17 protein-coding genes are annotated in these 22,961 nt (G+C 43.8%); 16 read left to right on the forward strand and 1 reads right to left on the reverse strand.

What is annotated here, in order from left to right; genetic code table 11:
• Positions 1 to 185 precede the first annotated feature (185 nt).
• The 3 genes from ACSBL2_RS08605 to ACSBL2_RS08615 all read left to right on the forward strand — a co-directional run bounded on the left by ACSBL2_RS08605 (position 186) and on the right by ACSBL2_RS08615 (position 3,820).
• Positions 186 to 1,511 (forward strand): APC family permease, encoded by a 1,326-nt coding sequence (locus tag ACSBL2_RS08605; protein WP_442591280.1) that lies wholly within the window; start codon positions 186 to 188, stop codon positions 1,509 to 1,511.
• Between the two features lie 11 nt (positions 1,512 to 1,522).
• Positions 1,523 to 2,683 (forward strand): trans-sulfuration enzyme family protein, encoded by a 1,161-nt coding sequence (locus tag ACSBL2_RS08610; RefSeq protein WP_442591281.1) that lies wholly within the window; start codon positions 1,523 to 1,525, stop codon positions 2,681 to 2,683.
• Between the two features lie 348 nt (positions 2,684 to 3,031).
• Positions 3,032 to 3,820: a phosphatase PAP2 family protein gene (locus ACSBL2_RS08615; protein ID WP_442591282.1), complete on the forward strand. Its 789-nt coding sequence runs from the start codon at positions 3,032 to 3,034 to the stop codon at positions 3,818 to 3,820.
• Between the two features lie 216 nt (positions 3,821 to 4,036).
• On the opposite strand, the gene ACSBL2_RS08620 is transcribed toward ACSBL2_RS08615, so the two are convergent.
• The gene (locus tag ACSBL2_RS08620) at positions 4,037 to 4,426 is read right to left on the reverse strand and encodes a hypothetical protein (RefSeq protein ID WP_442591283.1); all 390 of its coding nucleotides are present in this window, start codon (positions 4,424 to 4,426) and stop codon (positions 4,037 to 4,039) included.
• Positions 4,427 to 4,936: 510 nt separating this feature from the next.
• Here ACSBL2_RS08620 and ACSBL2_RS08625 point away from each other — a divergent pair.
• The 13 genes from ACSBL2_RS08625 (at position 4,937) to ACSBL2_RS08685 (ending at position 22,834) form a co-directional block, all read left to right on the forward strand.
• Positions 4,937 to 5,536: an RNA polymerase sigma factor gene (locus ACSBL2_RS08625; RefSeq protein ID WP_442591284.1), complete on the forward strand. Its 600-nt coding sequence runs from the start codon at positions 4,937 to 4,939 to the stop codon at positions 5,534 to 5,536.
• Positions 5,537 to 5,615: 79 nt separating this feature from the next.
• Positions 5,616 to 6,818, forward strand: a complete 1,203-nt coding sequence (locus tag ACSBL2_RS08630; RefSeq protein WP_442591285.1) for a FecR family protein — start codon at positions 5,616 to 5,618, stop codon at positions 6,816 to 6,818.
• Positions 6,819 to 7,177: 359 nt separating this feature from the next.
• Positions 7,178 to 11,263 (forward strand): secretin and TonB N-terminal domain-containing protein, encoded by a 4,086-nt coding sequence (locus ACSBL2_RS08635; protein WP_442591286.1) that lies wholly within the window; start codon positions 7,178 to 7,180, stop codon positions 11,261 to 11,263.
• Between the two features lie 11 nt (positions 11,264 to 11,274).
• Positions 11,275 to 12,669 (forward strand): RagB/SusD family nutrient uptake outer membrane protein, encoded by a 1,395-nt coding sequence (locus ACSBL2_RS08640; protein ID WP_442591287.1) that lies wholly within the window; start codon positions 11,275 to 11,277, stop codon positions 12,667 to 12,669.
• Positions 12,670 to 12,703: 34 nt separating this feature from the next.
• Positions 12,704 to 13,720: a DUF1735 domain-containing protein gene (locus ACSBL2_RS08645; RefSeq protein WP_442591288.1), complete on the forward strand. Its 1,017-nt coding sequence runs from the start codon at positions 12,704 to 12,706 to the stop codon at positions 13,718 to 13,720.
• 20 nt (positions 13,721 to 13,740) lie between these two features.
• Complete coding sequence (locus tag ACSBL2_RS08650; protein ID WP_442591289.1) at positions 13,741 to 14,283, forward strand: TlpA family protein disulfide reductase; 543 nt, start codon at positions 13,741 to 13,743, stop codon at positions 14,281 to 14,283.
• A gap of 196 nt (positions 14,284 to 14,479) precedes the next feature.
• Entirely contained in the window at positions 14,480 to 15,598 is a 1,119-nt protein-coding gene (locus ACSBL2_RS08655) for a redoxin domain-containing protein (protein WP_442591290.1), read from the forward strand.
• Positions 15,599 to 15,674: 76 nt separating this feature from the next.
• A complete protein-coding gene (locus tag ACSBL2_RS08660; RefSeq protein ID WP_442591291.1) occupies positions 15,675 to 16,793 on the forward strand; it encodes a redoxin domain-containing protein in 1,119 nt (372 codons plus the stop codon).
• 5 nt (positions 16,794 to 16,798) lie between these two features.
• The gene (locus ACSBL2_RS08665; RefSeq protein WP_442591292.1) at positions 16,799 to 17,731 is read left to right on the forward strand and encodes a S1 family peptidase; all 933 of its coding nucleotides are present in this window, start codon (positions 16,799 to 16,801) and stop codon (positions 17,729 to 17,731) included.
• Between the two features lie 44 nt (positions 17,732 to 17,775).
• Entirely contained in the window at positions 17,776 to 18,852 is a 1,077-nt protein-coding gene (locus ACSBL2_RS08670; RefSeq protein ID WP_442591293.1) for a redoxin domain-containing protein, read from the forward strand.
• A 68-nt stretch (positions 18,853 to 18,920) separates the two neighbouring features.
• On the forward strand, positions 18,921 to 20,039 hold the full coding sequence (locus ACSBL2_RS08675; RefSeq protein ID WP_442591294.1) for a redoxin domain-containing protein: 1,119 nt from the start codon (positions 18,921 to 18,923) through the stop codon (positions 20,037 to 20,039).
• Between the two features lie 90 nt (positions 20,040 to 20,129).
• Positions 20,130 to 22,202, forward strand: a complete 2,073-nt coding sequence (locus ACSBL2_RS08680; RefSeq protein ID WP_442591295.1) for a carboxy terminal-processing peptidase — start codon at positions 20,130 to 20,132, stop codon at positions 22,200 to 22,202.
• Positions 22,203 to 22,408: 206 nt separating this feature from the next.
• Entirely contained in the window at positions 22,409 to 22,834 is a 426-nt protein-coding gene (locus ACSBL2_RS08685) for a DUF1801 domain-containing protein (RefSeq protein WP_442591296.1), read from the forward strand.
• Positions 22,835 to 22,961: the final 127 nt, after the last annotated feature.

Genomic DNA, 22,961 nt, shown 5'->3' on the forward strand with positions numbered 1-22,961 from the left:
GTGTATGATCGCATGATGGTTCATGATCTATGGGTAATCACGTTTTTATGAAAATTGGATACGCCAGATAAAGGATAACAGACCTGCATCCGGACTTACAAATCGGTGCATTGAAAAGTCCCGTATATGAGCTCCTCGATGAGGAGAAAATATTATCAAAACCGAAGTTTAGTAATTAGGCTTATATGAGTATTACACCAAAATTAAACCGCTTTGAACTGACGATGATCGTCATCAGCTTGTGCATCGGCATGGGAATCTTTGCCGCGCCCAGTGAAGTTGCTGTAAGGGCAGGCAGTGTGGAGCTGTTTTTCGCGGCCTGGATATTTGGGGGACTGGTGAGTCTGTGTGGTGCACTGACTTTTGCGGAGATAGGGGCGAGGTTTCCCGTAACAGGTGGTTTTTATAAAGTATTCAGTTATTGCTACCATCCGGCTGTGGCTTTTATGATCAACTGGGTGCTGGTCATTAGCAATGCAGCTGCTGTGGCTGCGGTAGCGCTGATCGGCGCGGATTATATCAAACCTTTTTTATTGCCTGCTCACTTGCAAAACGATATGGGCACGAAGCTGATTACAATTACTGCGGTGGCTATTTTATATCTGATCAATTTACGTGGGGTAAAAATGAGCGCCCTGGCGCAAAATGCATTGACCCTTTTTAAAATCGTGATGATCTTGCTGATCTGTACGGCGGTGTTTAAAAGTACCGGCTTACCGGGCCCGGTAGCTGCCGTACCTTATGCCGGCAGCATTGTCAGTGCATTTGGACTAAGCCTGGTGGCGGTGTTCTTTACTTATAGCGGCTACCAGCAAACAATTAATTTTGGTGGCGATATTGTTAATGCTAAATCCAATACTCCTAAAGCCATCGTGTTTGGGATCTTCACCGTGATTTTGCTGTATATGGCGATTAACTTTGCTTATGTCCGTGTCCTGGGAATCGGTGGCCTGCAACAGACGCCGGCCTTGGCTGCCCGGATGATGGGTGTAGTTTTCGGGGAGATCGGTTATAAATTGACTTCGGTCATGATCTTTCTTTCTGTACTGGCCTTTGTCAATGTGAATATGCTATCTAATCCCCGGGTGTATTATGCCATGGCGGAGGATGGAATATTGCCGGGCATATTTAAAAAAGTAAATGCCAGGACCCAGGTGCAGGAATTCGGGATGAGCTTTTTTGTTGGGGTAGTGATCCTGGTCCTGTTTTTTGTAAACACCTTTAGCGGATTGCTTAAATATGTGATGTTCTTTGATACGATTGGTTTAGCAATGGCTTCCTTCGCCATTTTTCCCTTGCGCAAGAAAACGAAACACCTGGACAGCACTGGTATTTATGCGATTAGGTGGTTCCCGCTCGTGCCACTAATCTTTATCATCACTTATTGCTTTGTCACGGTGAATATTTTTATCACTTTTAAAGAAAATCCCTATGCAGCATTTTATTGCCTGGCTGCATATGCCCTTGGACTGTTGATCTATTACATGTGTAAACCGAAGCCAGAAAACTGAAATTCCTTACTATGAATTTATCTTATATATTGAATGAATTGGGCGAAGACCGCGACAACTATTATGGCGCAGTTTCTCCACCTGTGGTGCAGTCCAGTAATTTTGCCTTTAAAACAGTCAGCGACTTGAGGAGAGCGCTGGGTAATGAGTATGATCACCTGCTGTATTCACGGGGTCAGAACCCTACGCTACAAATTCTCCAGCAAAAGCTGGCCGCACTGGATGGCGCTGAAGATGCATTGGTATTCAGTAGTGGTATCGCAGCAATCAGTGTGCCCATCCTGGCTTTACTGGCCCAGGGTGACCATGTGATTGCCGTTGAAAACCCTTATAGCTGGACGGTTAAGTTATTTAAAGAGGTATTACCCAAATTTGGTATCCGTACTACTTTCGTGGATGGTTCTGAACTGGAAAATATCAAAAATGCTATTGAGGGGGAGACCAGGCTGATTTACCTGGAAAGTCCAAATACATTTAGTTATGAGCTGCAGGACCTCAGCACAATAGCTGGGATCGCTAAGGAAAGGGGGATCCTTACGATGATCGACAATACATATTGCGGTCCGCTGTTCCAGCAACCCATTCGGCTTGGGATTGACCTGGTTGCGCAATCCGCAACCAAGTATATAGGCGGGCATTCGGATGTGATGGGAGGGGTGATCACTGGCAGCAGGGAATTGATCAAACGAATCTTTGCACATGAATTTTTAAATATTGGTCCGGCCTTGTCGCCGCATGCTGCCTGGCTGCTGATCCGTGGCTTGCGTACCTTGCCACTACGAATGCAGCGCAGCTTTGAAACCACTCAAATCATCACCGCATGGTTGGCCGGTCATCCGAAAGTAGATCAGGTAATTTGGCCTTTTTTACCGGGTTTCAAGCAAAGTGAACTGGCGCAGCAACAAATGCAGGGATGCGGCGGATTGTTTAGCTTTACATTAAAGGAATCGTCCGCAGAGAAAATCGAGACTTTTTGCAATGGTCTTCAGCATGTGCTGATGGCCGTTTCCTGGGGCGGACATGAGAGCCTGCTCATCCCGATTCTTGCCACTCTGGTAGCGGGGGATTATGATACGAACAACCATCGGCATCAGTTGATCCGGATGTACGTAGGTTTAGAGGATGCGGATTATTTGATCAAAGATTTGGAACAAGCGTTAGGGCTGGATTGAGTTTGATATCAAATATTTTACCCTAACCAGATCTCAAAGATGGAGATTTATGGCAACAGCAAAGCTACTATACGATTCTGTAAAGATGCTATGTTTATTACCTATCAGCGGGCAAAGCCTGAAAATCCAGTTGCTCTACAAATACCCGACTCAACCAAAGTTAGGAATTAGCGCCGTCTGTAAGCCCTAATTTTTGCCGAAGGATATGAATTTGAGTCTGGTCCGTAAACATCAACAAGTTCATTGGCAGTTATTGAGATAGATTTTGGAGTGTCAAATACAGATTTTCTTCAGTTTTCTACTGTTTCTTTATCGATGTAGCGCAAGGCTACCTATAAATAATATCAGATGAAATCTATCAAAGCTTTTACTCTCCTCTTTGCAGCCTTTTTACCGGTAGTAGTCTCGGCACAGATACTACCACCGGCCATACCAGATTCAGTAAATACCAGGCCCGTAGCTGTAATCAAATTGCGCGGACAAGATCCGCCCACAATTAAATCATTTATTGTGCCTGCCGTATTGGTTTCATACGGATTGGTTTCACTGGGCAATAACGCAATAAGGACTTTGGATTATACGACCAAAGCAGAACTGCAGGAAGATCACCCTTTGTTTGCCAATCACCTGGATAACTATATTCAGTATGCGCCCATGGCAACGGTATATGCCTTAAACCTGGCAGGTGTAAAAGGTAAACATGGTATTGTTGACCAAACTGCTTTATATATCTTATCATTTGGGATTATGGGGGGAGCTACAACGGCGGTAAAACGTTTGGCCAACCGTGACCGTCCTGATGGTTCTAACAATTATTCTTTTCCTTCAGGCCATACAGCAAATGCTTTTGCAGCGGCAGAGTTTTTAAACCGGGAGTACCGTGATGTTTCCCCGTGGATAGGTTACGCCGGTTATACAGTAGCTACAGCCACAGGAGTATTGAGGATGTACAATAATAAACATTGGTTAAGTGATGTAGTAGCAGGGGCAGGTGTGGGCATCGCCTCTACAAAGATTGCCTACCTGATTTATCCTCATTTGAAGAAACTGGTGATGGGAAAACAAAGTTTGCATTATTCACTGCTGCCTACCTACCAGCAAAGAGCGGCAGGTATAGCATTTAATGGAACATTTTAAGAAGCATTATCCTGAAATTGTTGAGATATCCTAAAAAATACCTGTTGCCGGGCTTAATTCTATGGCTGGCCGCGGGCCGGTTACTGGCACAGCAACCGGTAAGTTACATGGATTCCTTTTTATTGAAAAAGTATTGAAACACGTAGCCCCCTTAATGAAAGACTACGTAAACCGGCAACAAACGACTTGTTGTCAGCTGTAAATAGCTGCTTTATTTTAAGGTTTGATGGGACCCGTATGCAAAGAACGCCGGAATGCCTCTGTATAATAAGCTGAAGCAAGTTCAATCCCAATGATCTTTCCATAGGGGATGGTTTGATCCACTTTAACGTATACCATTGCCCTATCCCGGTGTGCTTTAGTAATAATTTTCAAGTTCTTCTTGCTTTTTGGCTCCTTCATATTCAAAAAATAGGGAACCGCAGTCTGAAAGAAAGCAATTCCCACAATGGAATCACTAACGGCTGTTATTCGTGTCGGATAAAATACATTCCTGTTGTCATCATCTTTTTTTTTCCCTACTGTTGATGACGCTGTGCGCCTGCTACAGGCGATTGAACACATGCTGATGATCAGTATTCCAAAGTAAAGCTCTTTTTTTTTCATGATTTTTTATCTTCGTTTTGACAATTTGTTAAAAATTATAAAATGATACTCAAGCAATAGGTGGTGATATTCGATTGATGGGTTACGTGTAATTATCTGTTAAAATGAATATCATAAATGATTGTTGTGGCTTTTTTATCATGATGCCAGCTTTTATGTTGGAACATTTCAATTGTAAAGACACATTTTGTAGTAAAAAGGGGTAATGAGCATTTATTTTTTTTTCTCTGCAAAGTAAAATACTATTTTTCTCATCAGATACTTCATTAGTAATTGCACTATTCTCTGTTATTGCAATTTGAGAAATGAAAAAATAGACGCTATTGAAAAGCGACGATTTGTTTTCTGATGGTGAACGGAATGGTTACTTTGTTTTTCAATGTTGTCCACTATTGAATCTGGTATACCGGTTTAGCACAGGTGAAATTCGTTCTTATCTGAATTTAATATTAGCAGGGAGGCTGATAAAATCACAAAGATTTTACATAACTTTAAAGTTTAATTAAAATAGTGGCCCTTACACCTGTCAAAAACGAAGCTGATTTACTTTCTTTAGTCACCAAAGGAGACCAACGTGCATTTACTGAACTTTTTGATGCTTATTATAAGCCATTAGGTGAGTATGTTTTTAAACTCACGGAATCTATTGAGGTGACGGAAGAAATTGTACAGGATGTTTTCATCAAAATCTGGCTTAAAAAGGAAATCCTCCTCCAACTGGATAACTTTAGCTATTATTTGTTTATCCTTTCCAAAAATCAAACCCTGAATCACCTGCGAAAAAAAGCAAATGATGAAGTAAGGCAGCTGGAATGGCTCAAACAGTTCGAAGAAGAAACGTATACACCCGATCATCTCCCTGTTATTGAAGAATACCGGATATTAATGGATCAGGCGATTGAAAAACTGCCTCCTCAGCAGAAGAAAGTTTATAAGTTAAGCAGGGAAGAGCGTTTGAAGCATGAAGAGATCGCTAAAATCTTAAATATTTCCCCTGAAACAGTTAAAAAACACATTAAGCTGGCTTTGCGTTTTATAAAAAATGAGCTTTCTTCCCAAAATGATGGTGTGATTATCTTAATTTTGTCTACCCCATTACTTTTTTTGTAAAAAAAATAAAATTTCGTTACCCCCTTTTGTCAAGTGATGTGTCTTTATAGTTGAAATGGCATTAATTTAAGATGCCGTAATGAAGACTATGATGCCAACTAACCGTATAGCTGATTTATTTCAAAAGTATTTTGATAAAACAGCGACCGCTGCAGAGCGAAATGAATTGATGTTTTTGATCACTGAAGTGAATTCCGATGAGGAATTACTCCAGCTGATGGAAAACACCTATCAGGACTATGTACCGCAGCACAATCCGTTTATTCTTGGTCAAAGAGAACAAATGCTCCAGCAGATCCAGGTTGGCATTACCGCTGCGGAACAAAAAGGAACATTGACCAAAGTCCTTCGCAAAAATAGCTGGCTTAAATATGCTGTTGCCGCATCGGTATTGATCTTTATGGCAATAGGTACCTATTTCTTTGTCAATAAACAAACGGAGCGCACGCAAATTGCAAAAGCTGACTTCATCCCCGGTGGCAATAAGGCTGTACTGACGCTAAGCAACGGTTCAACAATTATTCTGGATAATGCCAGGAATGGAACATTAGCCAGTCAGGGAGGAACTTCGGTTAACAAAATCCAGGACGGTGAGATCAATTACGAGGCTTCAACCGGCGGACAAGCTGAAGCCGGATCAACTCCTTCCTATAATATGATTAGTACACCAAAAGGAGGGGAATACCATATTGTGCTGGCCGATGGAACTAAGGTATGGTTAAATTCAGTTTCTTCCATCAGTTTCCCTACCGCATTTACGGGTAAGGATCGGCAGGTGGTCATTACCGGAGAGGTTTATTTTGAAGTAGCGAAAAATAAAACCAAGCCTTTCATTGTCAAAGCAGGCAATCAGCTTGTTCAGGTGTTGGGTACACACTTCAATATCAACAGTTATACCGACGAACCGGATATCAAAACAACCTTACTGGAAGGATCTGTTAATATACGGCAATTGAATAACAGCTATTCAGCCCTGCTTGAGCCAGGACAGCAGGCCGTTAACCGGTCGTCGGGCCCCATCCTCGTGCAGGCGGCGGATATGGAACAGGCAGTCGCATGGAAAAATGGCCTGTTCCAGATCAATGACGCCAGTATCTCAACCATTATGCGTCAGGCTTCCAGATGGTATGATGTGGAGGTGGAATATGAAGGAAAGATTCCGCAAAGACAGTTCTCAGGAAAAATCAAGCGGAATGTTAAAGCTTCAGAATTTCTGCAAATGCTTGCTTACTTCGATGTGCATTTCCGTATTGAGGGACGAAAAATCATTGTAAAAAATTAATACACCGCATAAAAACAACCACAACCCAATTCACAGAATCAATCACCTCAACCAACCAAACATGGAAAAAAAACTACTTATCAATTAAGATCAACGGATCATTCCCACACCGGTAACCATAGAAAAACCGGGAAGTGTTGACGCACTTGCCCGGCTAATAGATCTCAGGTTAACCCATCAACAAACAATTTGGCAATCGAGTATTAACGTTTAACCCAAACACTACAAAAATATGTATTTAAATGGTTTATGTAAACCCTTGCAGGAAGTATTGCAAATCCATGCAAAAAAAATAAATTTCAGCTCCTTTTACTTTAGTCAATATATTGTTTATCAGTCGGTTAAAATGGAGGGCTGCAATGCGAATTAATTTACCCCGAATCATAATAACCATACTGGCTCTGTTTTGTACCATCAAAAGCTATAGTCAGATCACTATTCACGAAAAAAGTGTTGAAGTTCAAAAAGTATTTAAATTAATTGAGCAACAATCCAAACTTACCTTTTTGTACGATAGCCAGGACCTCAAAGGGATCCAGAAAGTATCCGTTAATATTGACAACGGATCCATCCAGGATGCATTAAACCAGGTGTTTAAAGGGCTTCCGCTAACGTATAAAATTATAGCTCAGACGATCCTTGTCAAAAAGGAACAGCAAAAGGCTGAAAAAGGAGAGCAAAAAGCAGCAATCCAGCGGAAGACACTCCTGATGCTCAGGGGCACTGTCGTAGATGAAAACCGGTTGCCGGTAAAAAATGTGACCATCAGTGAGCTGAATACAAATCATGTCAGTGTTTCAAATGCCAATGGTGAATTTAAGATACAGGGCAGTAGTCCTGGTGCTATTTTGCTGTCTGCCCCGGGATTTGTGAGACAAACGGTCGATTATTCCGATACGACTTATCTGGATATCACACTGGAAAAGGGGGATAACAAGAGTATTGACCTGACGGAGGTGAAGATCGAATCGACTGATGCAAAAATAAACCCCACCAAATTTATAGATCTGGAAAACCGGAACTATATGAACCTGGCGCAGATCCTGCAGGGAACCATTCCGGGTCTGAGTTTACAGGTGGTGAATACCAGCACCAAAACCATCACCAGTATTGATGTATATGAACATTACTCAAACGGACAAATTAACATGGGATTCGTCCGTTATACCGTGGAAGATTTCCTGAGTGCCTACGGTAAATTGAAAGGGCAGCAGATTCTTGATATTTTGCTGAAAGGCACAAATGTACCAAGCTCAATCAGCACCTTTTATCATATCAATACCACCACCACGATTACTAATGCCCTGGTGCCCGAGATCAGGGGAGCCAATAATTTTAACAGCAATACCTCAAATATGCTCGTGGTGATAGACGGTTTCCCGCAGGATGGTTTTCCTGCCAATTACCCAATGACCAATGTCGAATCTATCGAGGTGATCAAAGATCCCAAAGAATTAATCAAGTGGGGGCCAAGGGCAACTGGCGGGGCAATACTGATCAGGTCTAAATCGGCCAAGGCGGGGAATCTGGTTTTCAATTATTCAAGTAACTTTTATATTTCCCCGGCGCCAACCTTTGACAGGGAAAAATTGAAGCTGGCCAATTCTTCCACCTATCTGGATTACCTGAAGGAGGTGAATACGACGCTGGGTAATACCTACGGCAATACATCATTTAACTTATCGCCGGCGAAGCAATTGCTCAGCCAGTTGACTAACGGTGCAATTACGTCATCGCAATTTGATACGCAATGGGATTCCCTGTCGCGCCTCAATAACGAAGGACAGATGAAACTGCTGCAGCAAACTGCTTTTAATCAAAACCATAGTCTGACGGTAAGCGGAGGAACAAAAGCCTATAAATTTACCGCCATTGGGGGTTATGTAAACGGTCAGACCAATGATGTGGGCAGCAAGACAAACACGTATTCCCTGAATGTCACGAATGATATCAATCTGTTAAAAAATAAGCTGCACATCCGCTGGCTGGTCAATTACTCTGATGCGAATGTGAGAAACGGATATTCCTTTTCTCCGACTAATATCGGAATGGATCCGTACCAGATGCTTGTAGATGACCAGGGAAATTATATTTATGATTATACCCAGCTGTCAGCTGCCGGAAATCGGCTGATTGAATCCCGTGGATATAAGAATTACGGAGTCAATTTGCTTCAGGATGCCAGGGTCAATGAAACCTCTTCCAAAATAATGAGCAAACAAACCAATCTGAACATGAACTGGAATTTGTTACCGGGCCTGTCATGGGCAACATCGGTGATTTATACCCGCAGGAGTACAAGTAACAGAAATTTGTATGGTGCAGAATCAAGTTATGCCAGGCAGTTTGTAGACACCTATGGTCAGTTGACCTCAAATGGCGTAAACTTTTATGTTCCCTACGGTGATATCATGAAGGCGAGTGAAAAGACTTATGATAATGTGAACCTGAGATCCGGACTTACCTATTCGAAGGTACTGGGCCAGCATACCATTACTGTTGGGGTAGGTGCCGGAGCTGCCAGTGTCAACAGCAGTACCCCATCGTACGGCACATTGTATGGTTACAATGATGAGACAAAGACCAGCACCCCAATATATTTACCTACAAACCCTTCAACACAATCTACTATAACGAACTTTTACTCCCTTTTTCCTGGTGCGTCATCCAGTGCCTATCCTTTTGCCCTGACACAAAATATGGCAGGTGATACGGCTATTACGCGTAACCTGAATAGCAATGTATCGCTGAACTATAGTTTTTCGGATCGGATAAAAGCCTCTGGTTTATATTCAGCTGTTTTCAATCCGCTTTATGGGCAGGCCGCTACCTATTCCACACTTTCATCCTATAAAGGTGAGGTGACTGGTCTCGTGGTGAAAAACTGGAGCAGATTTTTAAGGGATGTCCTGGTCTCTGTGGGAACGGATGCGATTCAGATGCCTGATCTTCCGGGTAGTTATACGAACCTGAGGGCATTGCAGAGTTACTGGAATAACTACAGTATTTATGTAAGCGGAGCTACCCCTACACAGCAGCAGGGACAGAGTTCAAAGCTGTTGTACCAAAGATTGACGCTGACATTTGCGGATAGTACGCTTGTTGTCAACGGGGCTTACAACAGGCAAACGATGAGAGGGAACCTGAGTTCTTCCAGTGCGGCAGTGGCCGTTGGTACAACGTCTACCTTATCCACCTACCTTAGCGCTGGTGTCGATATGTTTTTTAGAAAGAAACTATTGAACCTGCATTTCAATTATGGCAAATCGCCTGAAGGGAAAGATCAGTATAATGGTAGTTTCTACTATAATATCAGCAGGGAAAATTATTTCAGATCGGATAAAATAAGTGACCTGTCGTTTAATATGCTCTTACAGGATATCAGCCCTTACCAGGGATTGGGATTGATGCAGAGCACGAATGTTGCCTCAAATGGTTCTTTCAGCCAGGCAACCAGCAGCGATTTTAGTCTGCTTCCTGCAGCAAGTAAAATTTTTGAAGTACATGGTAAGATAGGCTTTACCGATAACAGATATAATATTGATATCCGTTATTATGATCAGATTGCCAGTGGTTTAAGCAATAACCTGGCCGTGTTGACAGATCCAAGTACAGGTTTGTCCAGTCAGGTGAGCTTTAGCAATATCACCAATAGGGGAGTGGAGTTTTTCTTTAATACGGTTGTGCTGAAGACGAACAGCTTCAATTACAATGTAACGCTGAACGGTGCCCACAATACCAATATTGCGAATAATGTACCACTGACCCGTTTTACAGCTACGAGCGATTACAGTGTCGCCCTGAGGGAAGGTTACGACGTGAGCAACATCTGGGCGCCAAGATGGGCAGGTCTGAATTCCAGCGGCGATCCGCAGATCTATGATAAGGATGGAAATGTGACTTCGGTACTGGACAGCGCGACGATAGCCGGAGCCCTGGTGAAACAAGGGGTGACCAAAGCACCATGGACAGGCGGATTTATACAGGAAGTTCGGTATAACCAGTTTTTTGCCCGTGTGGCCCTTACGTTTAACCTGGGTTACGTGATGCGCTATTACCTGCCTTATCCTGGTAGTGATTTGGAAAACAGTAGCCTGGTGGCCGACAGATGGCGCAATCCAGGTGATGAGAACTTTACAGATGTTCCGAGAATCAGCGAGTCTGGGACCAATTCTTATCGGGAATTTGTTAGCCGCTTTTCCAGTAACAGCATCCTGCCGGCCGACAATATTCGCTTGTCGGAAGTGATGGTTGGATTTAATGTACCGGCTAAGAGGCTTAAAAAATATGGCTTAACAGGCTTTTCAATGACTTTCCAGGTGCAAAACCTTGCCTATTGGGCCAGGAACAAATATAAAGTAGATCCGGCAACGATCAGTGCCGATGGAAGGATAGGAATGTCCCTGCCAAGGATTTATTCATGTAACCTTAGTGTGAATTTTTAAAGAATATGACAATGTATAAAAGATTACTAGTTTTTGTTGTGGTCATTTGTGGCCTTTGGTTATTGCCATCCTGCAAAAAGTTCCTGGATGTGTCTCCGCCTTCTGCAAATGTGAATCCGACGACGATTAAGGATTTTCAGGAAATCCTCAACAGCGATTCGTTGAGCAGGGGCCATTTCTTCCTGCTGGATATGATGAGTGACGACCTGACGTTTACCGATGCGCAGGTTGCAGCTTCTACCAATTATTACCTGCGCAGTTTCCTGTGGCAAAACCTCATCTGGAACCCGGCTGACGCTGATGTGCTGTATAATTCGACTTATTCAAGGATATTACAAATGAATGTTATTCTGGACCGGATCAATGCGGCTCCGGCAGACGAATTGAATACCCCACAGAATAAAAATCTGGTGATTTCACAGGCCCTGATTAACAGGGCCTGGTTTTATCTGCAGCTGGTGAATGCGTATGGTCCGGCTTATGATGCCACCACATCGGCTACAGACCTGGGGGTGCCACTGGTGCTTACCGCGGGTACCAATGCTTTGCCGGCAAGGGCTACTGTAGCACAGGTTTATGCACAAATCATTGGCGACCTGAAGACTGCTGTTGGCAATCCAGGTTTACCGGCTAAGGGTTCTGATATTATCCATCCGGGAAAGGCATCCGGTTATGCTTTATTATCCAGGGCATATTTATATCAGGGGAACTATACTGCTGCGGGCAACTATGCAGATTCTACTTTGGCCATGCAAAGCACTTTACAGAATTATAACAGCAGTCTTTATGTAAATCCATCTCAGCTACCTGATCTGACATCCAATCCGGAGATCTTGCTGGGAAAGATAACTATTGATCTTGCTTTTTATTCTTTTTATACGAACACGGTTATGCCGGGTGCGACTTTAACCGCTGCGCTGACCACATCTGACCTGAGGTACAGCAAGAAGTTTCTGGCCGCTTCAAGGTATACGCCTGCGACCTACCGTCTTGCAGGAGGGAATTCCATGGTATTTGACAATAGTGTGGGTGTACCGGAGGTGATGCTGATCAAGGCGGAATGTTTAGCGCGCAGCGGATCTTTTGAAGCTGCAGGAGCATTGCTGGCTAAGCTGAGAATTAACAGGTTACCTACATACGTCGTAGATAGCCGTACCTATACTGCAGATAATATTTTGGGTTATGTGCTGGACGAACGGAGACGTGAATTGTTTTATCACGGCGGTCTGCGCCTGTTCGACCTGAAAAGATTGAATAAGGAAGCGGCCTGGAGACAGGATATCAAGCGGCTCAACAACAGTGGAGTTACCATTGCGACACTTCCAGCGGGTTCCGGACTTTACCTGGTTCCGTTCAGTCCGACAGTTATTGCTGCTAATCCCAATATTCTTCAAAATCCCAGATAACAGGGATAATTTTTAATCCTCAATAAACAAGATCATGTCTGACAAAATATATCAAAACCCCTTCCGTTCCCTTTTTGGCTTTAAAGGAGCATTGCTTGTCTTTTTGCTGTGTATAGGGATCTTCTCCTGCAAAAAAGACCTGAGCGAGGCCGATTCCTTACAGTCCAGATTGGGCAGTGGAATGGTTTCCTATGTACAGGGCAGTAATATGGTGGCATTAAATGGCATCAATTACAATTTTACACCTTATTATATTGGAGTACCGATCCGGTTAAAAGAAGCAGCCAAATCCGGGGAAACGATCACTGCTACTGTTGACCCTTCATTGGTGGCTCAATACAACCAGCTGTACCAGGAAAAAAATCTATCCATCCCGGAGGGAGCCTTCGGTGTCTCGTACGAGGGAACTTTTACGGTGTCTTCCGGTTCAGCACAGGCTAACGATTCTCTTTATGTCGTATTGAATGATGGCAGTCAATTGAAAGACAGTACCATTTACCTGGTTCCTGTTACGCTGACGACCAAGAGTGGTTCGAAATTAAATTATTCACTCTATTTCTTTAAAGTACTGGTGACCAAAGGTGACCTGAAAGCAAAGATGTATGGTGCCACTGTGATTAATGGAAATACCGCTGACAGGAGGGCCAGTGGAGCATTAAATCTTTTTTACAGTACCGTACCGGATTCGGTAAAGTTCAGGTTAACCCTCAATACTGTATTTTCTGCCCACGATGTGAATATCCAGGCTGTTCAGCTTACCGATGATGAGGTATATGCGGCCATCATCAAAGAAAACTACATAGGTTATCCTGCACCTATGCCTGTGCCAGCCAATACGTATAACCTGACCAAGGACCTTGTTACTGTGCCGGCCAGATCATTATTGAGCAGGGATAGTTTAACCCTCAAATTTCCCGATAAGGCAAATTTTCCAAAGTCTCAATGGTATGTCATGGGGCTGAAAGTCATCACCTACACAGGATCTTCTTATGGCGTACCACCGGTAGCGAATGATTCGGCCAGGGTATATATCCGGTTTTTCGTCAACTAATCATAAAAAACAAAATCAACATGATAAAAACAATCGCAATTACTGCTTTATCCCTTTCAGCACTGCTGTTTAGTGGATATACTAAAAATAGCCCTTCTTTGAATCACCATAAGGCCCTGGCGGATACCACCCTGCTGAAGGTAGGGGATAAATGCCCCGATATTGTATTCAGGGACACAACCGGACATGAAGGGCTTGATGTTAAACTGAGTTCCTTGAAGGGCAAATATGTGCTCATTGATGTATGGGCTTCCTGGTGTTATCCCTGCCGTGTGCAACGACCGCATCTGCTGGCCTTAGAAGAGAAGATGAAGAACAAAGCCATCACATTTGTGGGCATTTCTGTGGATACCCAGGAATGGAGATGGAGAGGCCCCATGCTGAAGGAGATGGGCGGCATACAATGGATGGTGAGGGACAAAGTTTTCGAGAAAGCTTTTGGCATCAATACCATTCCCCGTTTTATTTTACTGGATAAAAAAGGCAATGTTTTGAGCCTCAATATGCCTATGCCCTCTCATCCTGAACTCGAGCAGGAGCTGAATAAGCTGAAAGGAATTTAAACATATAAATAGATCTATGAATAACATGAAACCATCATGAGCTTACAAATCACAAACCGTAATGAAAAGCTCATGATCGCTTCATCACCTTTAAAAAACAATATTTACAAATGAAACCATCATGAGCTTACAAATCACAAACAGTAATGAAAAGCTTATGATCGCTTCATCACCTTTAAAAAACAATTATATACCAATGAAAAAATCCGTGGTGACATTGCTGGCTGCATTACCCTTCGCGGCAGCAGCGCAGCAGAATTATACCATCAGGGTCAATGTGAAAAACGTTGCCCCGACGGCGAAAGCCTACCTGAATTACAAGGTAAACCAACAGGTGAAACAGGATTCCGCAGTGCTGACAGGCAAGCAGTTTATTTTTAAAGGGACACAGCAGACGAAGATGAAAGCCTTTGTCCTGCTGAGCCATAGCGGAACTCCGATTAAAGATTTAGAGGGCCAGGACCAGGTTGCAGTGTTTCTTGAAAACGGTGTGGTGACGGTGAACACTTCGGATTCACTGGTACATGCCACTGTAGGTGGCACCAGGCTCAATGATGAACAGCAGCAAATGGTTAACCTGCTGGCACCTTTCAAAAAAACGACCCAGGTGATGATAGCGGATTATGATAAAGCTGAAGGCGATACCGCTGAGCAGGAAAAAATCAAATCTGACTACGCCAAACTTGAAGTTCGTAAAAAAGAGGAAATAGAAAAGTTTGTGAAAAGCCATCCCAACTCCCTGGTGAGCTTAAGCCTGCTTTTTGCACATGTAGATCCGGGAAGGGAGATGACTAAAGCCCGTAGTCTTTTTAATAGTTTATCAGCAGAAGTGCAGAATTCTACCAATGGCCTGACCTACAAGAAAGCAATTGCTGAAGCAGTATCGGTTGAGGTGGGCAGTGTAGCTCCCGACTTTACGCTGAAAAATACGAAAGATGAAGCTATTTCCCTGGCATCGTTCAGGGGTAAATATGTTCTGGTCGATTTTTGGGCGAGCTGGTGTGGGCCATGCCGCCAGGAAAACCCTAACCTGGTCGCGTCGTTCGACAAGTTTAAAAGCAAGAATTTTACGGTTCTGGGCGTATCACTTGATGGAGGGCCGAACGGTAAAAAGCAATGGATAGATGCAATCGCCAAAGATGGGCTAAATTGGGAACAGGTATCTGAATTGCAGGGCTGGCAGAGTGCCGTTGCCCAGCTGTACAAAGTCAATTCCGTACCGGCCAATTTTCTTATCGATCCGACTGGAAAGATCATTGCGCGCGACTTAAGGGGGGATGATCTCAACCAAAAGCTAAAATCTCTTTTCTTATAATATTTTACAGCGTGCCGGTATTGTGGTACAGGCACGCATTTTCAAAAAACCTGACACAACAAACAAAACACAACATATGAACAAAGTAATGATTACGCTGCTTGCAGCATTACCATTTGGCGCATTGGCGCAACAACAATACACCATTAACGGAACGGTGACGAAGGTGAAATTCCCGGCCACGGTATATGTCGTTTACCAGGAAAAGGGAAAAATGAATTTTGACTCTACGATGGTCGCGCCCAATGGCAAATTCACGATTAAAGGTACAGTGGCAAATCCGATGAAAGCCTTTGTGATGTTAGGACAGAATGGTGAAAAGCTAAACTCTAAACCAAATCCGGATCAGGTTGGGATTTACCTGGAAAACGGGACGATTGATATCACCAGTCCGGATTCGTTATTCAGGGCAAACGTAGGTGGTACGCCACTTAACAAAGATCAGCAGGAGATGATTACTTTGCTGGCACCTTTTAAGAAAACAGAAGCGCAATTGAACGCAGATTTCAAGAAAGCAGAAGGCAACAAAGAGGAGCAGGCGCAACTAGAGCAGGTATATGAATCAATGGCAATGGCAAAACTGCAGATCCAGGCTGGTTTTATAGAAAAACATACGAATTCATTGGTGAGTTTAAACATGCTGCGTGCGGCTTTTAATCCGGAGCAATATCTTGAAAAATCAACGGAGCTGTTCAACAGTTTAAGCGCCGACCTTAGAGCCAGTGCCTTCGGAAAAGCTTATGCAGAAAAATTGGAGAAAGCCAAAGGTTTAACGGTTGGAAACATTGCGCCCGATTTCACCCTGAAGAATACCAAAGATCAGGAGGTAAGCCTTACTTCCTTCAAAGGCAAGTATGTCCTGGTAGATTTTTGGGCTAGCTGGTGTGGGCCATGCAGAAGGGAAAACCCTAATGTCGTTAAAGCCTACCAAAAGTATAAAACTAAAAACTTCACCGTGCTTGGTGTTTCATTAGACGGAGGGGAAAATGCAAAACAAAAATGGACTGATGCAATCACTAAAGATGGCCTGGCCTGGGAACAGGTATCTGACCTGATGGGTTGGGAAAGTGCTATTGTTCAACTTTACCATATCAATGCCGTACCCGCTAACTTTTTGTTAGATCCTACCGGAAAAATTATTGGAAGGGACCTGCGTGGCGAAGAACTTGAAGCAAAACTTGCAGCTATACTTTAATATTGATGATGAATTTATTGAAATTACGAATAAAAATAAAGGGGGCCTTAATGGTTTCCCTTTTTATTTTGCTGATGGTTTCTCAATTTTCCGTGTATGCACAGGCGGAAAAAGAAGATATTTATGTGGATTACAATGAGCTTCTGGGCAACATCCTGACCAACCTTAAAGCGGCACAGGCCAAAACACCTCTTTTAGGGTCAGCGCAGCTGAGGAAACAAACCCTTACACTGCCCTCAGATGCAAAGGCACGTATCTCTCCACTGACCAAACCGGGCAGGAAGGAACTGACGGGAGCGCAGATCATACAAGCACGGAAAGACGGGGTGCTGATGGTCTGTAAATACTTTAAGGCTGCCGAGGGGAAACCTGAAAGAATTCAGCTGCATGCTACTGCTACCGCAATTACTGAGGATGGTTTCTGTGCTTCCAACTGGCATGTATTTATGAATTTTATACAACGCGATGCCGAGTTGCCAACGACGGATAGCATCACTTTTGTGGTGAGCTTAAAAGGTGATATTTATCCGATTGAACGGGTTTTAGCTTACAATGAAAATGCCGATGCGGCGATATTCAAGATCAATACAGGAAATAACCGGCTTAGCCCTGTACCACTGGGAGCAGCGCTTGCCGTGGGTGAAACGGTACACGCCTTGACCAATCCGGGCGATTATTTATATTATTACAGCAAGGGCGTGGTGGCACGTAATACCGCCGATCACAAAACCGGACCGATGGGTGACCGCATGGAGATCACCGCCGATTATGCAAAGGGATCGAGCGGAGGCCCCATTTTAGATGACAGGGGTAACATGGTGGGTATGGTATCCACTACTCATTCTATCTATGCACAGGAACGTCCGCAGGCCAATTTGCAAATGGTCATCAAAACAACTATTCCGGTACGGTCTATCCGCAGTTTAATCCAATTTTAACAGCTAATTAATGCTATACTTTACTTAACACCATTTGAAACGACATGAGATATTTTTTAATCATCACCTTAATGGCATTAACCAGCCTTACGGAGAGCCTGTTTGGTCAGGTCAAGATAAACGGCAACCTTAAAGCACTGGGCAATTCAAGCGTGCTTATCCAGTATTACGAGGGTAATATTTCCAAATCTGTCAACCTGAAGGTGACGGATGGCAAATTCAGCTGGGAAGCTCCGGTAACCGAAGCACAGAAAATAACCATGATCTTTCCCGGCAGGGCCATCTATCTATTCATAGAACCCGGGAATATCAATATAACGGGAAGCAGGGATTCATTAGAGCAGCTTAAAATAACCGGCTCTAAAATAAACGATGAGGCTTTGGCTTATGCGAAAACAATGAAAGTTTTTGAGGAAGAGCAAAAGCCACTGTTACTTCAGTACGGTAAACTCGCAGGGGAGGAGAAAACCGCACTGGAAGAAAAACTTGCTGATATTGTCAGCCGAAAAAACACAGCAGCCAATGACTACATTGCAGCGCATGGTCAAAGTGCTTTCAGTTTAAACCTGGTGACCGAATACAGCAGGCTGGGTAATTATGAAGACGTACTGAGAATGTACGGTCTGTTGAGTAAAAAAATGAAATCAACTGCGGAGGGACAGCGCATTGCGGAACGTCTGGTGATCCTTAAACGTAGTGCTGCAGGGGAAAAGATAATGGACTTTACCAAGAAAGACGATAAGGGCAATCCGGTCAGTATTGCTGCTTTTAAGGGAAAATATGTGTATATCGATTTCTGGGCAAGCTGGTGTGCACCTTGCCGCAGAGAGATTCCGAATCTCATCAAAACCTACAATACTTTCAAAGACCATAATTTTACGGTGGTCAGCGTTTCACTGGATGATCCGACGGACAAAGACCGGTGGCTGGCTGCATTAACATCGCTAAAAATGCCCTGGACCCAATTGGCCGACCTCAAGGGCTGGGATGATGAGATCAGGCTTTATTATGGATTTAATGCAGTTCCAAGCACTTTACTCCTTGATCCCAATGGAACGATCATCGCCAAAGATTTAAGAGGGGTGGCGCTGGATAAAAAACTAAAGGAATTATTTCTGTAATCTTTAGGATGACCGATGTAAAGGCCATGTGTTATACTTCCCGGAAATTTAATGACTAATAAAAAAAGATGAAGAAAATGATATTCACGCTGCTGGCTGCATTGCCTTTTGCAGCAGTGGCACAACAGCAATTTACCATTAACGGTACCATAGGTAAAGTAAAATTACCTGCAACAGTTTATGTAGTTTATCAGGAATCGGGAAGGATGAAGTTTGATTCTGCTGGCCTGCAGTCCGACGGCAAATTTATGATCAAAGGCAGGGTTTCTGTCCCGATGAAAGGATACGTCATGGTGACCCCAACGGGAGAGCCGTTGTTTTCAAAGCCAAGCCCTGACCAGGTTGGTGTTTACCTTGAAAATGGTACCATTGAATTTAGTACCCCGGATGCCATGACAAAGGCAAAGATTGGTGGTACCCCATTAAACCAGGACCAGCAGGAAATGCTGAATACCTTGGCTCCATTCGCGAAAAAAGAAGCCGATCTGGAGGCAGCTTCCAGGAAATTGGCAGGTAAGGCGAAGGAGCAGGCAAAAAATCAACAATTGCTCAATGCGCTGGCGGTGTCAAGAGCCTCGGCCCAGGAGAATTTTATTAAAAATCATCCCGGTTCCCTGGTGAGCCTTGATCTGTTGCGTACTGCTTTCCGTCCGGATAAAAATTCTGAAAAAGCAATGTTGTTGTTTAATGCTTTAAGTCCGGAAATCAGGGCTTCCAAAGCCGGACAATCCTATTTGTCCTCCATTGGAAAGGCCAGCGTGCTGGATATAGGGAGTATGGCGCCCGATTTTACGTTGAAAAACACCAAAGGGGAGGACGTAAGTTTATCTTCTTTCAAAGGAAAATATGTGCTGGTAGATTTCTGGGCAAGCTGGTGTGTGCCCTGCAGACAAGAGAACCCCAATGTAGTCAGGACATTTGAAAAGTTCAGGGGCAAAAATTTTACCATCCTTGGTGTTTCACTTGATGGGGGAGAAGATGCCCAAAAGAACTGGATAGAGGCTATTGCCAAAGATGGCCTGAACTGGGAACAGGTTTCGGATCTGCGGGGATGGGGCAGTTATGCTGTTCAGCTTTTCCATATCAATGCCGTTCCCGCGAACTTTTTGTTGGACCCGACGGGAAAAATCATTGGGAAAAACTTGAGGGGCGAGGAGCTCGGTGCAAAACTTGCCGCAATACTTTAATTTAGAAGTGGCCATTCAAACAAAACAGGAGCCTGTTCTGTGCGGCGGTTGCCACAATTCAATAATACAGTGCAGAAAAATAAATGATATATGTTTAAAAAAATAAGTTCACTGTTGTCACTTACTGCGGTACTGGCTTGCACGGTACCTGTCGCCCTGGCGGCAAAAAGTGATCCCCAGGATTTAAAGCCCGATGAAAATCAAAATAAGGTAAGCAGGATTGTCGTAAAAATGATTACCGAATCCAACTATAAAAAAATAGAGCTGAATGATTCCATTTCCATATTAATTTTTGACCGTTACCTCAAAACCATCGATGGAACGCGCAGTTACCTGATGGCCGCTGATATCGAAGGGTTTAATGCCTTTAAAACCCGCCTTGATGACGATCTGAAAGCCGGTGAATTGAACGATGCTTTTTATATGTTCAATACCTACCAGAAACGGTATCGGGAAAGATGGGAATATGCCCTGTCCCTGTTGAAGACCAATATTGACCTGGTTAAAAAAGAGAGTTACACCTATAACCGTAAGGATCTGCCCTTCGTGAAAACAGATGCGGAAATGAATGCCATCTGGGCAAAGCGTGTTAAATATGATCTGCTGAACCTGAAGCTGGCCAGTGCAGACATGGCAAAAAATAAGGAAACGCTTAAAAAGCGTTACCAGAATTTTCTGGACCAGTCGGCAAAGCTGACCAATCAGGATGTTTTCCAGGTGTTCATGAATGCCTTTACCGGTTCGGTAGATCCGCATACCAATTATTTTACGCCAGCTAAAACGGCGGATTATGAAATTCAAATGGCACGTTCTCTTGAAGGTATAGGGGCAACACTGGCCTCAGAGAACGAGTATGTAACCATCAAGACCATCACCACAGGCGGTCCGGCATATAAGACCAGGCGTTTTAATACGGACGACCGTATCATCGCTGTTGCCCAGGGCAGGGACGGTGAATTTCAGGATATCGTAGGATGGCGCCTGGATAATGCCATTGCACTCATCCGTGGGGCGAAGGGTAGCCTGGTACGGCTTAAAATACTGCCAAAGGGGAAAAGTATATCCGATGCGCCAATCATTATCGATGTGGTACGCGCAAAGATCATCCTCGAAGAGATGTCGGCTAAAAAAGAGGTGAAAACGTATACCTCCAATGGCAGGACAGTGAAAATTGGGGTGATCAATATCCCTTCATTTTATATTGATGTGGCCGATTACCAATCCGGCAATCCGAACTATAAAAGTACCACCCGTGATGTCAAACTCATATTGGATACCTTAAAGGCAATGAAAGTTGATGGTGTGGTGATTGACCTCCGTGAAAATGGTGGCGGCTCCCTGCAGGAGGCGATTTCACTTACAGGACTGTTTATTAAAAATGGCCCGGTTGTACAAGTCCGCGATACCCGTGGCGAGATCAGGGTTGAAAAAGACGAAGATCCTTCAGTAGCCTATGCTGGCCCGATGGCTGTACTGGTAGACAGGTTTAGTGCCTCGGCCTCGGAGATATTTTCCGGAGCGATACAAGACTACGGACGTGGGGTGATCCTGGGTACGCAAACCTATGGAAAGGGAACGGTGCAGACACCGGTTGGCCTTGACAGAATGCTGAACAAGGGAAATAACGATGCATCGGCTGGCGTATTGGGACAGCTGAACCTGACCATCGGTAAATTTTACCGTATCAATGGCAGCTCCACCCAGCACATGGGCGTAAGCCCGGATATTGTGCTGCCTTCGTTGATACCTATTTCCAAATACGGCGAAGATACTGAACCTGCGGCCTTGCCATGGGATACCATTGGCAGGAGCAATTATGTACCCATTGGAAGTTTTGCGGAAGCCATTCCCCTGCTCAGCCAATTGCACAAGGAGCGCGCGAAGAATAATTCTGCCTATGGCTATTTTTCTGCATTTGAAGCAGAGCTGAATAGAAATGAAGCCCTGACTACTTTGGTATTAGGGGAGCAGGAATTGAAGAAACAACGGGAAAGTGATGAGCTGAAGACGCTGCAGCGTGATAACTTATTGCGGAAAGCCATGGGATTGCCCGCCTTAAAAAAGGGACAGCTGAAAGGTAAAACAGATGAGCTGGATTTTGCAAAAAAAGAGGCTGGACAGATCCTGGCGGATTATATCCTGATGACCAATATCATAAAATAAATGTAAAACATCCCTGGTCCGGGTCTAATATTTCATATTGGCCCGGACGATATGTTTTCCGCCTTACTTCGCTACAAGCTACGCAAAGAGAAAGAAGGGTTAAAATTTCAGCGAAGAAATGATGGATAGGCAACATCCTTTTTAAGGAAATTCTCACTAAATTTATCTCCAGCAGGAAAAGTATTCATTTATAATTACCTATAGTTATGTCTACTATCAAAACATTAGTAAATGATTCCAGTGTGGCTGATTTTATCAGCAGCTTCGCTGATACGGAGCAAAAGCGCAGCGACAGCTTCGAATTGCTGAAAATCATGGAAAGTTATACCGGGCATCAGCCGAAGATGTGGGGGCCAAGTATCATTGGTTTCGGTTCCTACCATTACAAATCTGAAAGGAGCAGGCAGGAGGGGGACTGGCCATTGGTAGGTTTTTCACCGCGAAAAGCTGCCATTTCCCTTTATGTGTATATGGCAACACCGGTCAATGATGCTTTGCTGGAGGAATTGGGGAAATTTAAAATGGGCAAAGGATGTATCTATGTTAAAAAACTATCCGACATCAATATGGAGGTATTCAGGAAAATGATGGGGGAAACCATTCAAAGGCTACAGGAGAAATTTCCCGCCTAACGTTATCGGATAATAGAATATCTCCTTTTTTATCACCTATTCCAATCTTAGCTGTGTTTTTCCGGCAATTTTGTGCTGTTGCAACAGTCCGGTAGGCAGCAATTGCTGCCTTTCCTGCACTGAGGTA

This window comes from Pedobacter sp. AW31-3R, assembly GCF_052180285.1.
Lineage (GTDB): Bacteria > Bacteroidota > Bacteroidia > Sphingobacteriales > Sphingobacteriaceae > Pedobacter.

Excerpts from the sequence above, each read along its gene's own strand:
- ACSBL2_RS08605 (WP_442591280.1), top strand. The coding sequence starts at position 186 with ATGAGTATTACACCAAAATTAAACCGCTTTGAACTGACGATGATCGTC.
- ACSBL2_RS08610 (WP_442591281.1), top strand. The coding sequence starts at position 1,523 with ATGAATTTATCTTATATATTGAATGAATTGGGCGAAGACCGCGACAAC.
- ACSBL2_RS08615 (WP_442591282.1), top strand. The coding sequence starts at position 3,032 with ATGAAATCTATCAAAGCTTTTACTCTCCTCTTTGCAGCCTTTTTACCG.
- ACSBL2_RS08620 (WP_442591283.1), bottom strand. The coding sequence starts at position 4,426 with ATGAAAAAAAAAGAGCTTTACTTTGGAATACTGATCATCAGCATGTGT.
- ACSBL2_RS08630 (WP_442591285.1), top strand. The coding sequence starts at position 5,616 with ATGAAGACTATGATGCCAACTAACCGTATAGCTGATTTATTTCAAAAG.
- ACSBL2_RS08635 (WP_442591286.1), top strand. The coding sequence starts at position 7,178 with ATGCGAATTAATTTACCCCGAATCATAATAACCATACTGGCTCTGTTT.
- ACSBL2_RS08640 (WP_442591287.1), top strand. The coding sequence starts at position 11,275 with ATGTATAAAAGATTACTAGTTTTTGTTGTGGTCATTTGTGGCCTTTGG.
- ACSBL2_RS08645 (WP_442591288.1), top strand. The coding sequence starts at position 12,704 with ATGTCTGACAAAATATATCAAAACCCCTTCCGTTCCCTTTTTGGCTTT.
- ACSBL2_RS08650 (WP_442591289.1), top strand. The coding sequence starts at position 13,741 with ATGATAAAAACAATCGCAATTACTGCTTTATCCCTTTCAGCACTGCTG.
- ACSBL2_RS08655 (WP_442591290.1), top strand. The coding sequence starts at position 14,480 with ATGAAAAAATCCGTGGTGACATTGCTGGCTGCATTACCCTTCGCGGCA.
- ACSBL2_RS08660 (WP_442591291.1), top strand. The coding sequence starts at position 15,675 with ATGAACAAAGTAATGATTACGCTGCTTGCAGCATTACCATTTGGCGCA.
- ACSBL2_RS08665 (WP_442591292.1), top strand. The coding sequence starts at position 16,799 with ATGATGAATTTATTGAAATTACGAATAAAAATAAAGGGGGCCTTAATG.
- ACSBL2_RS08670 (WP_442591293.1), top strand. The coding sequence starts at position 17,776 with ATGAGATATTTTTTAATCATCACCTTAATGGCATTAACCAGCCTTACG.
- ACSBL2_RS08675 (WP_442591294.1), top strand. The coding sequence starts at position 18,921 with ATGAAGAAAATGATATTCACGCTGCTGGCTGCATTGCCTTTTGCAGCA.
- ACSBL2_RS08680 (WP_442591295.1), top strand. The coding sequence starts at position 20,130 with ATGTTTAAAAAAATAAGTTCACTGTTGTCACTTACTGCGGTACTGGCT.
- ACSBL2_RS08685 (WP_442591296.1), top strand. The coding sequence starts at position 22,409 with ATGTCTACTATCAAAACATTAGTAAATGATTCCAGTGTGGCTGATTTT.